The sequence below is a fragment of the Hyphomonas beringensis genome (assembly GCF_000682755.1).
Lineage (GTDB): Bacteria > Pseudomonadota > Alphaproteobacteria > Caulobacterales > Hyphomonadaceae > Hyphomonas > Hyphomonas beringensis.
The window spans coordinates 34,280-47,475 of record NZ_AWFF01000031.1 but is presented as its reverse complement, the minus strand read 5'-3'; the positions used below and the strand labels follow the sequence as shown (position 1 = coordinate 47,475).

Annotated in this window: 13 protein-coding genes; 7 read left to right on the top strand and 6 right to left on the bottom strand. The window is 57.5% G+C overall.

Translation table 11 applies throughout. From position 1 onward, the window contains the following. Nucleotides 1-11: 11 nt before the first annotated feature. Nucleotides 12-860, bottom strand: a complete 849-nt coding sequence (gene ypfJ, locus HY29_RS06560) for a KPN_02809 family neutral zinc metallopeptidase (RefSeq protein WP_034794453.1) — start codon at nucleotides 858-860, stop codon at nucleotides 12-14. A gap of 171 nt (nucleotides 861-1,031) precedes the next feature. Between ypfJ and HY29_RS06555 the strand changes: the two genes are divergently transcribed. Further along, nucleotides 1,032-1,451 carry a secondary thiamine-phosphate synthase enzyme YjbQ gene (locus tag HY29_RS06555; protein ID WP_034794547.1) on the top strand — a complete coding sequence of 140 codons (420 nt, stop codon included), beginning with the start codon at nucleotides 1,032-1,034 and terminating at the stop codon, nucleotides 1,449-1,451. Nucleotides 1,452-1,456: 5 nt separating this feature from the next. Here HY29_RS06555 and HY29_RS06550 read toward each other — a convergent pair whose 3' ends face one another. Continuing rightward, on the bottom strand, nucleotides 1,457-2,122 hold the full coding sequence (locus tag HY29_RS06550) for a ferredoxin reductase domain-containing protein (protein WP_034794452.1): 666 nt from the start codon (nucleotides 2,120-2,122) through the stop codon (nucleotides 1,457-1,459). Nucleotides 2,123-2,196: 74 nt separating this feature from the next. After that, nucleotides 2,197-3,534 (bottom strand): hypothetical protein, encoded by a 1,338-nt coding sequence (locus HY29_RS06545; RefSeq protein WP_155838229.1) that lies wholly within the window; start codon nucleotides 3,532-3,534, stop codon nucleotides 2,197-2,199. Nucleotides 3,535-3,800: 266 nt separating this feature from the next. Between HY29_RS06545 and panD the strand changes: the two genes are divergently transcribed. Both panD and HY29_RS06535 read left to right on the top strand, forming a co-directional pair. Continuing rightward, nucleotides 3,801-4,157, top strand: coding sequence for an aspartate 1-decarboxylase (gene panD, locus HY29_RS06540; RefSeq protein ID WP_034794544.1), 357 nt, complete (start codon nucleotides 3,801-3,803; stop codon nucleotides 4,155-4,157). 94 nt (nucleotides 4,158-4,251) lie between these two features. Further along, on the top strand, nucleotides 4,252-6,201 hold the full coding sequence (locus tag HY29_RS06535; protein WP_034794446.1) for an alpha/beta hydrolase family protein: 1,950 nt from the start codon (nucleotides 4,252-4,254) through the stop codon (nucleotides 6,199-6,201). Here the strand turns inward: HY29_RS06535 and HY29_RS06530 are convergent, their stop codons facing one another. Further along, on the bottom strand, nucleotides 6,202-7,197 hold the full coding sequence (locus tag HY29_RS06530; RefSeq protein WP_034794445.1) for an LLM class flavin-dependent oxidoreductase: 996 nt from the start codon (nucleotides 7,195-7,197) through the stop codon (nucleotides 6,202-6,204). Between the two features lie 313 nt (nucleotides 7,198-7,510). On the opposite strand from HY29_RS06530, the gene HY29_RS06525 reads away from it, so the two are divergent. Then, a complete protein-coding gene (locus HY29_RS06525) occupies nucleotides 7,511-9,346 on the top strand; it encodes an alpha/beta hydrolase family protein (protein WP_051601212.1) in 1,836 nt (611 codons plus the stop codon). Between the two features lie 32 nt (nucleotides 9,347-9,378). Here HY29_RS06525 and HY29_RS06520 read toward each other — a convergent pair whose 3' ends face one another. Beyond that, complete coding sequence (locus HY29_RS06520; RefSeq protein ID WP_034794441.1) at nucleotides 9,379-10,434, bottom strand: class I SAM-dependent methyltransferase; 1,056 nt, start codon at nucleotides 10,432-10,434, stop codon at nucleotides 9,379-9,381. Further along, nucleotides 10,434-11,390 (bottom strand): prolipoprotein diacylglyceryl transferase, encoded by a 957-nt coding sequence (gene lgt, locus HY29_RS06515; protein ID WP_241765151.1) that lies wholly within the window; start codon nucleotides 11,388-11,390, stop codon nucleotides 10,434-10,436. The genes HY29_RS06520 and lgt overlap by 1 nt, the downstream gene beginning before the upstream one ends. 81 nt (nucleotides 11,391-11,471) lie before the next feature. Between lgt and HY29_RS06510 the strand changes: the two genes are divergently transcribed. The 3 genes from HY29_RS06510 to proC all read left to right on the top strand — a co-directional run bounded on the left by HY29_RS06510 (nucleotide 11,472) and on the right by proC (nucleotide 13,191). Then, a complete protein-coding gene (locus HY29_RS06510) occupies nucleotides 11,472-11,723 on the top strand; it encodes an accessory factor UbiK family protein (protein ID WP_034794439.1) in 252 nt (83 codons plus the stop codon). Nucleotides 11,724-11,855: 132 nt separating this feature from the next. Continuing rightward, the gene (locus tag HY29_RS06505; protein ID WP_034794437.1) at nucleotides 11,856-12,359 is read left to right on the top strand and encodes a type III secretion system chaperone family protein; all 504 of its coding nucleotides are present in this window, start codon (nucleotides 11,856-11,858) and stop codon (nucleotides 12,357-12,359) included. A gap of 22 nt (nucleotides 12,360-12,381) precedes the next feature. Next, complete coding sequence (proC, locus tag HY29_RS06500; protein WP_034794431.1) at nucleotides 12,382-13,191, top strand: pyrroline-5-carboxylate reductase; 810 nt, start codon at nucleotides 12,382-12,384, stop codon at nucleotides 13,189-13,191. The last annotated feature ends 5 nt before the right edge of the window (nucleotides 13,192-13,196 follow it).

Below are 13,196 nucleotides of genomic sequence, written 5' to 3'. Positions count from 1 at the left end.
GGGGCAGGGGGTCAGTTGAATGTATCGCACTGGCGTGGGTCGCCAGTTTCGTAACCGCGGTTCAGCCAGGTCATGCGCTGTTCGGCGGTGCCGTGTGTAAAGGCTTCCGGTGTGACGCGGCCTTGAGAGCGTTTCTGCAACATGTCGTCGCCGATCGCGTTTGCGGTCTTCAGGCCTTCGCGCATATCGCCCGGCTCCAGCGCAACGGCGCCATTGGAGGCCTTGGCGGCATTGGCTGCCCAAACGCCGGCATAGCAATCGGCCTGCAGCTCCAGTGCGACGGAATACTTGTTCGCTTCAGCCTGGCTGCCTGCCTGCTGCTGCGCCTGACGCACCTGCTGTGAGGTGCCGGTCAGCGTTTGCACATGGTGGCCGAATTCGTGGGCGATGACATAGGCGCGTGCAAAGTCTGCACCGGATGCGCCGAGTTGGTCTTCCATCTGCTGCCAGAAGGAGAGGTCCAGATAGACGGTTTGGTCATTTGGGCAATAGAACGGGCCCATGGCGGCCTGACCATAGCCACAGCCCGTGGTGGTGCCTTGCGTATAGAGCACGACGGTAGGCTCGCGATAGTCCGGCAGCATGCCGCTCCAGACATCATTGATGTTTGCGCCGACAACATCGACAAACTGGCCGGCCTGGTCTTCCGGCGTGCCAATTTCGCCGCTCTGCGGGGAAGAGGTTTGCGTGCTGGTGCTTTCGATCAGGCGCTCGACATCCTTCGGCTCCATGCCGAAGACGAAATAACCGACCAGCGCAATGACAACGACAATGAGACCACCGCCGCCGACTGCTTTACCGGGGCCAAGCCCGCGTCTGTCTTCGACATTTCCGCCTCTGCGTCCACCTTGCCAGCGCATGCTTAACTCCATCCTGCCTACTCATTGGGCGAATATCCGGGATAGCGCCTTGGGCCCAATCCGTCACCCTAGAATGTTTGACAGATGGGTTTAGCTCCGGGCCAATTCCGCTTGTCAGGAGGGAAGCTACCGGGCCTTTAGCTTACGCCTCATATGCGATATTCCGGGGCCATGCAGACAACGATTACGCTTTCGACGCGTGGCCCTGGCCTTTATGAGTTCACCAGCGATGTGGAAGCCTTCACGCGCGGGCAGGGGAATGGCCTGCTGATGCTTTTCTGCCAGCACACCTCATGTTCCCTGACCATTCAGGAAAATGCCGATCCGGATGTGCAGCGGGATTTGCAGGTTTTCTTCCAGCGGCTTGCGCCGCCAGCGGATGATCCATCCATGAGCTATCTGGTACATCGCACTGAGGGACCGGATGACATGCCCGCGCATATCAAGGCGGCGCTGACGCAGACCTCGCTTTCCATCCCGGTCTCTGGCGGGCGCATGGCGCTTGGCACATGGCAGGGAATTTACCTGTTTGAGCATCGCGATGCCCCGCATACGCGGCGGGTGGTGGCGCACTTTCTGAGGTCTGAATAGCGGGTCTATTCCTCGAACGTCATGCCGTCAGCATCCGCGCCGAGATCCTTAAGGTCAGCCCTGATGTCTTCCACCATCTTGTCCGGGCCGCAGATATAGAATTTCTGGCTGTAGTCATCGACATATCTTTCCAGCAAATCCTTGTTGATCTTTCCTCGGTCGAGCTCTGATCCGTCCTGGCCTGTGACGGTCCAGATACAGGTGAGGCCTTTCATATTCTCGAATTCATCACGCAGGATGATGTCCTTCTCCGTCTTGTGAGAGGCGATCAGCGTGTGGCCGTCCAGTTTTCCGTCTGCTGCGAGCCGGCGCAGAATGGCGATAAAGGGCGTCACGCCCGCGCCGCCAGCAATGAAGACGCCGGGGCCCTGATAGGTGATTGTGCCCCAAGCGTCGTCAATCAGAAGACTGTCGCCGGGCTCCATCGACCAGAGTTCATGCGTAACGCCGTCATGGTCATGATAGGATTTGATGGTGAATTGCAGATCGTCCCATTCTTCCAGCGCCGTAAAGGTGAAAGGACGTTTCTCATCGCGCCAGCCATCCTTGTCGAGCGACACTTCGGTCGCCTGGCCGGGCTTGAAGTCATAGCCTTCGGGCTTTTCCACACGATAGGCGCGGACATTATGGGTGATGGGTTCCGTGTGCAGGATGCGGACTTTCTTGGCCATGATAGGGCTCCCTTCTTCTGGGTTGCCCTTGATTGACGCTGGCCAGAGGCAATGGTTCCGTTTTCGGGGCCGTCTCAGCCGCCCAGCATGCGCCAGCGTTTCATGGCTTCACAGCTCGTTTCGCTCTGGAAGGCGGTTTTGGCGGAGCTGTTGAACTGGTCTGACGCCGAAGCGGCCCACACGCCAGCGGCGGCGTCATAGCTGGTAAAGCCGATCTCGGAGAGGCCGCGTTCAATCCGGTTGCAGATCAGGCCTGCCACGTCTGGGTCGGCCGTGTCATTCAGCGTGGCAATCCGGTCTGACAGGTCCAGACGCGAGAAGATATAGTCATAGACGGTCAAATCCTCGCCCACATCGAAAGCCAGGATATCTCCGGACGTCACGCCGGTGAAATCCGGATAGCCTGCGTCGGAGACGCCTGCCGTGAAAATGGAGGGGATTGGCTGGTCCAGATAGACGGCCCACATGCCGATGGAGCCCTTGTCCTTTGTGTTCTTGATGTCATCCGTATCCGGCATTTCGGCGGAGATGACGAGGATCGGCTTGTCTGTCCAGGATTTCACCGAAAAGGCGCTGACGGATTGCTCGGTAATCGACTGTCCGAACAGGGTGCTGCTGGATGTGTTCAGGAAGTTTGAGGCTTCCAGCATAAGCGGCGCATTGAAATAGGTGACCAACGTTGAGGTCGGCGCGATCAGATTTGCGGCCTGCGTCAGCGCGCTCATCACATTGGCACCGGCAGAGCTTTCCTTCTCGTCGGACAGCTGCATGCGGAAGCGCGCCTCGATCGTGGTGTTCGGACCGACCTTGAAATAGGGCGTGGCATAGGAAGAGATGTTTTCATTCGTGGTCCAGCTTTCGCCCTCGCGATTGTTGGAGGAGAAGCTGGCAGAGAACAGCGCCTGCGTGGCGGTAATGTCCGGCTTTGCGACGTCGAACTCCGCAATCAGCGTTCGTGTGATGTTGCGTGACGACATCATGCGCGAGAACCAGCCGCGGCTCTCATCCTTGTAATTGCGCATGTCCATATTCTTCTGGCGCGTGCCACTGGTTACGCCATCCATGTCATAGGCGTTGGGCTTCAGCGTTACGATCTGGATGCGGGTATAGCGGTCCTGCAGCATCTCGCCATATTCGGAATAGACCGCGGATTCATCGATGGCGACATCAATGAAGGGCAGGTAATCCATGGCGGGTTGGGCGGCTGAGCTTGCCCGGCCAATATCGCGGCGCATTGTGGGTGTGGGGGGACCCAGAAAGTCATCATCCGGTGTCGGTGTACCGCGCACCGGGCTGTCAGGGTAAGGGGAGGGCGGCGGCGTGCCTGTTGTTGGCCCTGCTTCTGGCCCGGAGGCACAGCCGGCCAAAGTGCCCAATACGACTGACAGACCGATTGCTGACCATGATTTCATCTTGCGCGTCCCCTATATTCCCCAGCCTTAACGATAGTTAACAGAGGGGTAAGGCCATGGCGAGGTCTTAAACGGCCTATCGCGGTTCAGCTGGTTGGGCCGGGGCGGGATGCTGGCAATCCAAATAGGCCATTATCTGCAAAGACCATTACAGTCTTTACTCGGATATGGTGCGATGCAATAAGCCCCTTGCCCAGCGGGGAGGGCATACCTATATGCTCATTGTGAGCATAATGCCGCGCAAACACTTTCAGGAGGGTCCTTCCTTGCTGCTCAATATGCTGAAAGCCAAGCTTCACTCTGCCACTGTTACGCAGTGTGACCTGCACTATGAAGGTTCGGTCTCTATCGACCAGGATCTGCTCGATGCGTCTGGCATCCTGCCGAATGAGCGCGTGGATATCTGGAATGTCACCAATGGTGCCCGCATCCAGACCTATGCGCTGGAAGCCCCGCGTGGCTCCAAGACCATCGGCGTGAACGGCGCTGCGGCCCGTCATTTTGCTGTGGGCGACACGGTGATCATTGCGGCCTTTGCGGGCGTGGAAGCCGAAAAGGCCCGCCAGCATGCGCCAACGGTCGTCCTGCTCGGCGACAATAACGAGATCAAGCAGCCCGCCTGATCCTGAGCCGAAAAGTCACTCTTTCTGGTGACTTTCACGGTTGCTGTAATTTTCCATCTCAAATAGCCTTCCCTCAAATCAGGGGAGGTTGAGTATGCGTTTTGTTGCGGCCATGATGATGGCATTGGTCCTGGCTTGTGCGGGGCGCACTGCCAACGCAGAAGTTCCTCATCCTCCCCTCGAAGAATATGGCGATCTGCCCTCCATCCGAATGATGGATATGTCGCCTAATGGCAAATTGATCAGTTTCATCCAGCGTCATGATGGGACTGACTTTCTCGCCCTTCATAACGTCGAAACCGGTAAGACCGAGTACAAGCTGAAAGTCAGCGATGTGTCGGCGCGTGGCGTTTGGTTTGCAGATGATGAGCATGTCATCATACTCGCATCAGACCGGAAATGGCTTTATGGGTATAAGAATGATTTCGAGTATTCCGGGGCGTTTTCCTATAATCTCAAGACCGGAAGCTTGAAGCCGCTTTTGCGTGGGAACAGAGACCTTTGGCCAGCCCAAGGCGGGCTCGGAAGAATTATTGGCTATTCCGACAAACCCGATCACGTTTACATGCCAGCCTATATTGGTAAGCCGCCGGCGGACCCCACCATGGATCTGCTGCGGGTAAGCCTGGAGACAGGCATGGGCGGTACGTACAAGCGCGGCACCGCCCATACGATTGACTGGTTTGCGGATATGGACGGAACCGTCTTCGCGCGGGAAGACTATAATGTTGAACGCGATATCTACACGATCTGGACCTATGTGAACGGTAAGCGTGAAAAGATCTATGAAGAAGATAGTGACCTTGTCCCACTCTCTCTCTTGGGAGTGAAGGCTGACAAGTCTGGCATAATCTTTGTTTCATCCGGTGAAAATGAAGAAGGCTATGATGAGGTCTACGAGATGGATTTCAAGGGTAGCGTTAAACCTTCCGGTCTCGGAAAAAGCGATACGGATATCGGTAGCGTTTATACGGATGGAAATCGTTTTGTCGTAGGTGTGAGGTATACCGGTCCGGTGCCGCGCTACAAATTCTTCGATCCAGAAGTCGACTCAGCGGTAAGTGCCCTGACAGAACAATTCTCAGCAGCGGCCGTATATGTGGAAGCCTGGACTGAGGACTGGTCAAGAATCCTGTACCGGATTTATGGTAGCGACACGCCTGGCACGTATGTGCTGCAGGATCGCGACACGGGCAGTCTCAGCTTTATCGCAGATGGGCGGCAAGGCATTCCGCCTGAAGCGATTGGCCAGATGGTGGCGGTGACGTATCCGGCACGGGACGGCCTGAGCATTCCCGCCATAGTGACATGGCCCGCGGGCGCCGACATGCAGACAGCTTCGGATCTGCCTTTGATCGTCATTCCGCATGGTGGTCCACAATCGAATGTCCCAGTCTATTTCGACTGGATGGCCCAGTATTTTGCAAATCGCGGCTATCTCGTCCTACAGCCCAATTTCAGGGGGTCTTCAGGCTATGGACAGGCCTTTGTCGAGGCGGGTTATGGAGAATGGGGCGGCAAGATGCAGGATGATGTCACCGATGGCGTAAACGCCCTTGTCAGCCAAGGCGTGGCTGATCCGGATCGCGTATGCATTGTCGGTGGCAGCTATGGGGGCTATTCCGCCCTGGCGGGCGGTGCCTATACGCCAGACCTCTACAAATGTGTTGTTGCCATTGCTCCGGTGGCTGACATTCCCTTGATGATGAGGCGCCTTCGCAAGGAAACAGACCGCGGGTCTTCGGCGATTGCGTACTGGACGAAGTTCATCGGCGGGAAGGATGGGCAAGTGGACATGGCTTCCGTCTCTCCGGTAAATTCAGCAGGGAATTTCAAGGCGCCGGTTCTTCTGATCCATGGCAAGCATGACACGGTTGTGGATATTGAGCAGAGCCATGCCATGGAAAAGGCGCTGCGCAAGGCAGGCAAGGATGTCACGTTGATCGAGCTGGACGGAGAGGACCACTGGCTGTCACAGGGTGAGACGCGGATTGAGACGCTGAAGGCGATGTCGGACTTCGTGGACCAGAATATCGGCGAGTGATCAGGTTCCGTTTACGGACTTCATCACGTCGGCGATAATCTCGAATGAGCGGATACGCTTGTCGACATCATACATGTCGGAGACAACCATCAGCTCGTCCGCCTCTGTGCGGGCGAGCAGATTTTGGATGCCGGTGCGCACCTTGTCCGGGCCGCCAATGATGCTGACGGCCAGCATATGGCTGGCGCGCAGTTTCTCTGCTTCCGTCCAGTAGGTGTTGATGTCGTCAATCGGCGGCTGGGTCAGTTTGCGCTGCCCGCGGGCCAGGTTTGCGAAGGACATCTGCTGTGAGGTCGCCAGATATTTCGCCTCTTCATCCGTGTCCGCCGCAATGATGTTGACCCCGATAAGAGCATAGGGCTTAGCCTGCTGTTCTGACGGTTTGAACTGGCGACGATAGACGGCCAGCGCGTCATCCAGTGCCTGCGGCGCGAAGTGGGAGGCAAAGCCATAGGGGAAGCCATAGGCGGCGGCCATCTGCGCGCCAAACAGGCTGGAGCCGAGGATCCAGATGGGTACATTTGAGTTTGATCCGGGCACGGCCTCAATTCGCTGGCCGTCTTCGACGGGGCCGAGATAGGCCTGCAGCTCCAGAACATCCTGCGGGAAGCGGTCTGCACTCATCGGGTCGCGGCGCAGGGCGCGCAGCGTGGTCTGGTCTGTCCCCGGCGCACGCCCAAGGCCCAGATCGATCCGGCCAGGATAGAGCGCGTCCAGCGTTCCGAATTGTTCGGCAATGATGTAGGGCGCATGATTGGGCAGCATGATACCGCCCGCGCCGACGCGAAGCGTTTTCGTGCCGGCGGCGATATGGGAAATAACAATCGATGTGGCAGCGGTCGTGACGGCGGGCATATTGTGGTGCTCTGCCACCCAGAACCGCTTGTAGCCGAAACTCTCTGCCTGCTGCGCCAGGCGACGGGCATCGTTCAGTGCATCGGTGCGCGTAAAGCCTTCACGCACACGCCCCAATTCCAGAATGGAAAGATTTGCCAAGTGTCTGCTCCCTGATCGGCGTTTGCGACCTGTTAGCGGCCACGTCACACTGACAGAGATGGGGTGTGCGTCGTCCATGCCAAGAGGTGGAAGCATGCGGACATGGAAGGGATGAGAGAAGTATCAGCAAGAAGATTGCCTCGTCTTTCTATCTCCACTAGCTTTTCGTTGTGAGGTTTAGGGGAGTATTTGAATGTTCAGAGTCTTTGCCGCGTTCTGCGCGACTATGCTTTTGTTTGTGTGTCAGCCAGCCAGTGCTGAGGTTCCTCAGCCATCTATCGAGGCGTATGGAGAGTTGCCGGCAATCCGGTCCATGTCCATTTCACCGGATGGCAATCTGGTCGCTTTTATTACACGTGCCGATGGGGCGGACCTGGTTACGATCTATGATGCGCGAACGGGGCAGTTGAACTATCGCCTCAAGCTGACAGACCTATCTACGCGTAGCCTGGGGTTTGCGGATAACGAGCACCTGATCATTGTTGCTTCTGACACAGAACGCGTGGTCGGCATTCCGGGGCAGTTCGAAAAGTATCAGGCCTATTCCTACAATTTGCAGACGGGTAATTACCGGCCGCTATTGCGGGAGACTAAAGGCCTTCACCCCGCGCAAAGTGGCCTAAGCCATATTATCGGCTGGGATGCAAAGAACAAAAATACCATCTTCATGGCGGCGTGGATGGGGACGCGTGATCCTGAATACACGCTTCTGCGCGCAAATCTCGACAATGGCCGTGGGCGCCGTGCATGGCAGGGGACAAGCAATACGATCAATTTCTATGTAGATACTGACGGGACGGTTCTGGCCAGGGAAGAATATGACAACCGGAAGAATATCTATCGCATCACCACATGGGCAAATGGCAAGGAGGAAGTGCTTTATGAGGTCGAGGCACCTCAGGTTCCTATTTCTCTGCGAGGGGTAAAGTCAGACAAGTCCGGACTTCTGTTTGTAAAGTCACAAGGGGCTAACGAAGATGCGGGCTTTGATGAGCTGTATGAACTGAGTTTTTCAGGTGAAATTACATCACTCGGTCTCGGAAGAGAGGGGATGGATATTGACGGTACGCTGACAGACGGAAATGGGTTCGTCGTGGGCGTGCGTTACTCAGGTGCCTTGCCATCCTACAAATTTTTTGATCCGGAGATCGACCAGAGTGTGCAAAGCCTATTGGCGGCTTTTCCCGCATCCTCGATCCGGATTGTTGACTGGACGTCTGACTGGTCAAAAATTCTGTATCTGTTCAATGGCAGTGATACGACTGGCAGCTATATTCTGGAAGACAGGGCAACGGGCGGCCTGACACGTATCCTCGATCAGCGTACTGACATCCCCAAAGAATCTATTGGTGAGATCATGGCGATCAATTACCCGGCTCGTGACGGCTTGATGATTCCAAGCATTCTGACACTTCCTGCTGGAAAGACGTTTGAAACGACACAGAATGCGCCTCTTGTCGTTATTCCGCATGGTGGGCCAGCCGCGTATGATTATGTCGGTTTTGACTGGATGGCGCAGTACTTTGCCAATAGGGGGTATCTGGTCCTTCAACCAAACTTCCGTGGCTCCACGGGTTACGGCCAGGCGCACACGACTGCTGGTTACGGCCAGTGGGGCAAAGCCATGCAGGATGACGTAACTGACGGCGTCAAGATTCTGATCAACGAAGGAAAGGCTGACCCAGAGCGTGTTTGCATCGCGGGCGCCAGTTATGGTGGGTATTCGGCTCTCGCAGGCGGGGCCTATACGCCGGACCTCTACAAATGCGTGATCTCGATTGCTGGGGTTTCAGATCTGCCAGCAATGCTGAGGCAGGAAGTCAAGGATGCTGGGGGTGACCATTGGGTCGTTGATTACTGGAAAACCCAGATGGGAGATCCAGATTCGGAAGATGTGGACCTTGATGCCATTTCGCCGGCTACGTCAGCTGCGGCCTTTCAGGCACCAGTTCTACTGATCCATGGCCGCGATGATACGGTGGTGCCTATCCGGCAGAGCCGCATCATGGAGGATGCTTTGAAAAGTGCCGGTAAGGACGTCACCTTTATTGAACTGAAGGGCGAAGATCACTGGTTGTCATCCGGTGAGACGCGTCTTGCGACCCTGCAAGCCATGGCCGATTTTGTTGACCAGCATATGGGTCAATAAGGGGCGCCCTAGACGGGTTTCCCAGTCTTTTTCTAGAATCCGGCAGGGGCCGAGAGGCCTTTGCTGGAGAGGCAGATGGCCTTGAAGCGGCTGCCCATGTCTTTGGGGTCAATCAGGCGCTGGGCGTTGTTGTAGATCGCCTCGGCATGATCGGGATTTGCCTCGACCAGCTGGTTCAGGCGGGCCTGCGCGCCGAGGCCCATCAGGAACATGCCTTGCGGAGTCGGGCCGGTCACATCGAGGCCGATCTTGGTTGCCAGGCGTTTCAGGCGGCCAAAGTCCACATCCACGGTCAGATCGGACTCTCCGGGGAAGGCCAGTGGGGAGACCTGCTCGCCAAGTTTGAAGGCGCGGAGGCTGTCGCCTGGCGTGGCATCGGCCGGGCCATAATCGATGAACAGCGCGCGGAATGGATCAGCGCGGGTGACAAGGTCTGCCACCAGCAGGTCAAAGCCGGTCTGCACCTCAACACATTGCGCAGATGCCGCGTTGCCTTCAGGGGCGCGGGCCTCATCTGCCGCAAGGCCAAAGGCGAGGTTTCCGTCACTGTCGAGGCCGATCACGCATTCGCGCCAGCTTTCGCCATCCTTGCGGAATTGCCTCGCGGGCAGGCAGTCGAGATATTCGTTCGCGATGAGGATCATCGGCTCGGCGGGCACTTCGGCCATCGTACCCGCAAAGGCAGGGTCATAATCTGTCAGGCGCTCGGCCTGGACCTTGCGCAGCTCCGGGCTCGGCTCCACCAGCCCTAACTGGGCGGCGTCGGCAAATTTGCGGCCGCCCGCGACATAGGCCAGCCGCAGCGCATCGGCCATCAGCGTGCCGCGGCCAGGGCCGATTTCGACCAGCTGGAAAGTGTCGGGCTCGCCCAGCGCCTTCCACTCATGCACAACCCACAGGCCAAGCAATTCCCCGAAGATCTGGCTGACTTCCGGGGCGGTGATGAAATCCGTGCCAAGGCCCGGGCGTGTGGCGTAATAGCCTTGCGTAGAATCGTGCAGGGCCAGCTGCATATAGGTCGAAACCGGGATCGGCCCGTCCGTCTCGATCAGGCGGATGATGCGTTCCTTGAGGGTCATGTCAGCCATCAGTTTGCTTTGGCAGCGGGCTTCTTAAGCGCGTTCCAGACCAGCCAGATGCCGCCGATCCACATCGGGATGGAGAGCAGCTGCCCCATCGTGATCCAGTCCGGCAGGCCCTCGACAAAGCTGTCGGGCATGCGGAAATTCTCAATCAGTGTGCGGGCCGTTGCATACATCAACAGGAACAGGCCGGCGATGAGGCCGGGACGCTTCAGCGCGCCAAAACGCCAGATCAGGATAGAGAGCACAATCAGGGGAACCCAGCCTTCCAGTGCGCTCTCATAGAGCTGACTGGGGTGGCGCGCCATTTCGAGTCCCGAATAGACCCATTCACCCGTCGCCCAATTATAGGCAGGCGGGGTAGAGCCGGGCACATATCCCTCCGGGAAGACCATGCCGATAGGGGCGTCCGTATGGCGGCCGTAAAGCTCTGCATTAACGAAATTAGCAAGGCGGACGAGGCCGATGCCGATCGGTGCGACGACGCCCGCAATGTCTCCGATGGAATAGAGGGATACCTTCTTGATGTAGGCAAACAGGCAGAGTGCAATCGTGACGCCCAGAATGCCGCCATGGAAGGCCATGCCGCCATCCCAGATCTTGAAGATGGTCAGCGGGTCATTCGCGATCACGTCAAACTGATAGGGCACCATATAGAAGAGGACATAGCCGAAGCGTCCGCCGAGAATGATGCCGACAATGATCCAGAACATGATGTCATCGAGCTGGTCCTTGGTCAGCGGCGCGGTGCCCCCAAACAGGGCAGGGCGCTTCAGCATTGCGCTGGCATACCACCAGGCGAGGCCAATTCCGGCCATATAGCCAAGCGCGTACCAGCGCAGATGAAACTCTCCGAGCCCGAGGAAACCGAGATCAATCGAGAAGATCGCCGGGCTGACATCAGGAAAGGTCAGCGCGGCTGCAGGCATCACCATTGCAGCAAAACTCATCATATCCAGCATGCGGCGTCTTTTCCCTGTCTTGCCCCGGGCCTATCTGTTAGGAGTGAACCTGTCCGCCCGACCCCGCGAAGGAGTAGCCTCATGGCCGCAACAAATCCACTGCTTGATGACATTGCAGGTCTGATGACCGGAGCGATGGGCGCAGCGCGGGCTGCAGGCGAAGAGGCGAAGACCGCCGCACAAGGCCGTGTGAAGGCCATGATCGCGGATATGGACCTGGCTGGCCGGGATGAGGTCGAGGCCCTGAAGGCCCTCGCAGTCACGGCTCTGGAGCGGGTCGAAACACTGGAAAAGCGCCTTGAAGAGCTCGAGGCGAAGGTGACTTCGGATTAAGCCTTTACTGCAGGCTAACCTTGCCTGCCTGTTAATCGTACTGGACGCGAAGCGTTACCCACGCTTGAACAGGCATTGGCCATGTGGCGCGAATCCGCGCACCCATGAACTCTGAAAGAAGGGGAGACTTTCATGAGCCTTGATCTTTCACGCGATGAGTTTGCTGCGGCAGATCCACTGGACCGTGTTGAGGAAGCCCTCGAAATCGCTGGCTGGCAGCATGAGCGCGATGAAGAATCGACCATTCAGGCTGTCGCGGAAACCCGCTGGGGCGACATGGGCGCCTTGTTCGCGTTCCGCCCTGAACCCGCAGCCATCCATTTTTCCGTAACGCTGGACATCAAGCCGGTCGCCGCCAAGCGTGCGCAGCTGTCAGAGCTGATCATTATGGCGAATGAACGCCTGTGGTTGGGTCATTTTGACTATTGGGCCGATGAAGGCGTGGTGATTTTCCGCTATACTTTCCCGATGACAGACCGGGATGAGGTATCTCTGGGCGAGATTCGCTCTGCTGTCGCGGCTTCGGTCAGCGCGGTGGACCGCTTTGTGCCAGCGTTCAACTTCCTGATCTGGGCGGGCAAATCGCCCCGTGAATCCATTGATGCGGTCATGTTTGAAACGCATGGCGAAGCCTGAGGCCTTGGAAAACCTGTAAAAGATGAGCAGCGCAAAATCGATTGTCCTGATTGGGGCCGGGAGAATGGGATCGGCGCTGGCGACAGGCTGGCTGTCCGGCAAGGCCTCTCCTGATTTATCGATTGTTGATCCTGCGCCCTCAGAATTGGTTCAGGGCTGGGCTGATGCCGGAAAAGTGGTTCTGAACCCTGATCCGTCGCCCGCTGGCATTGTCGTTCTGTGTGTCAAACCGCAGGTCTTTCCGCGAGTTCTGGAAAGTGTAAAGGCCTGGATCGGCCCGAAAACACTGGTCATCTCCGTTATGGGCGGGCTGAGGCTGGGCCAATTGGCGGACAGGCTGGAAACGCCGCGCATCATTCGCGTCATGCCCAATACGCCAGGCGCGATCGGTAAGGGCGTCGCGCTTATGGCGCCTGCGCCGTCTGTCACCAACACCGATATTGGATCCGCTCAGCGCCTCCTGAAACCGCTCGGCCGTGTGGAAGGCCCTATGGACGAGAAGATGCTGATCACTGCGACCGGTATTTCCGGCTGCGGCCCGGCCTATGTCTTCCTGCTGGCTGAAGTGATGGCAGAAGCGGCAGAGGCCGAAGGCGTGCCGCGCGAGATGGCCTTGCGGTTGGCGGTGGATACTGTCACAGGCTCCGCGGCCCTGATGGCCGCATCGGATGAAACGCCAGGGGCGTTGAGAAAAGCGGTCACTTCACCCGGCGGCATCACACAGGCAGCTCTTGACATCCTCATGGATGACGGTGGGATGCCTCTGTTGATGCGCAAGGCACTCCGGGCCGCCATAACCCGCGACCGGGAGCTGTCCAGAGACATGGATTAGAGGAC

Bases quoted from the DNA above. Each gene is read 5' to 3' on its own strand.
- proC (WP_034794431.1), top strand. From the start codon at position 12,382: ATGAGCAGCGCAAAATCGATTGTCCTGATTGGGGCCGGGAGAATGGGA.
- ypfJ (WP_034794453.1), bottom strand. From the start codon at position 860: ATGCGCTGGCAAGGTGGACGCAGAGGCGGAAATGTCGAAGACAGACGC.
- HY29_RS06550 (WP_034794452.1), bottom strand. From the start codon at position 2,122: ATGGCCAAGAAAGTCCGCATCCTGCACACGGAACCCATCACCCATAAT.
- HY29_RS06520 (WP_034794441.1), bottom strand. From the start codon at position 10,434: ATGGCTGACATGACCCTCAAGGAACGCATCATCCGCCTGATCGAGACG.
- HY29_RS06555 (WP_034794547.1), top strand. From the start codon at position 1,032: ATGCAGACAACGATTACGCTTTCGACGCGTGGCCCTGGCCTTTATGAG.
- HY29_RS06525 (WP_051601212.1), top strand. From the start codon at position 7,511: ATGTCCATTTCACCGGATGGCAATCTGGTCGCTTTTATTACACGTGCC.
- HY29_RS06545 (WP_155838229.1), bottom strand. From the start codon at position 3,534: ATGAAATCATGGTCAGCAATCGGTCTGTCAGTCGTATTGGGCACTTTG.
- HY29_RS06535 (WP_034794446.1), top strand. From the start codon at position 4,252: ATGCGTTTTGTTGCGGCCATGATGATGGCATTGGTCCTGGCTTGTGCG.
- lgt (WP_241765151.1), bottom strand. From the start codon at position 11,390: ATGCTGGATATGATGAGTTTTGCTGCAATGGTGATGCCTGCAGCCGCG.
- HY29_RS06505 (WP_034794437.1), top strand. From the start codon at position 11,856: ATGAGCCTTGATCTTTCACGCGATGAGTTTGCTGCGGCAGATCCACTG.
- HY29_RS06510 (WP_034794439.1), top strand. From the start codon at position 11,472: ATGGCCGCAACAAATCCACTGCTTGATGACATTGCAGGTCTGATGACC.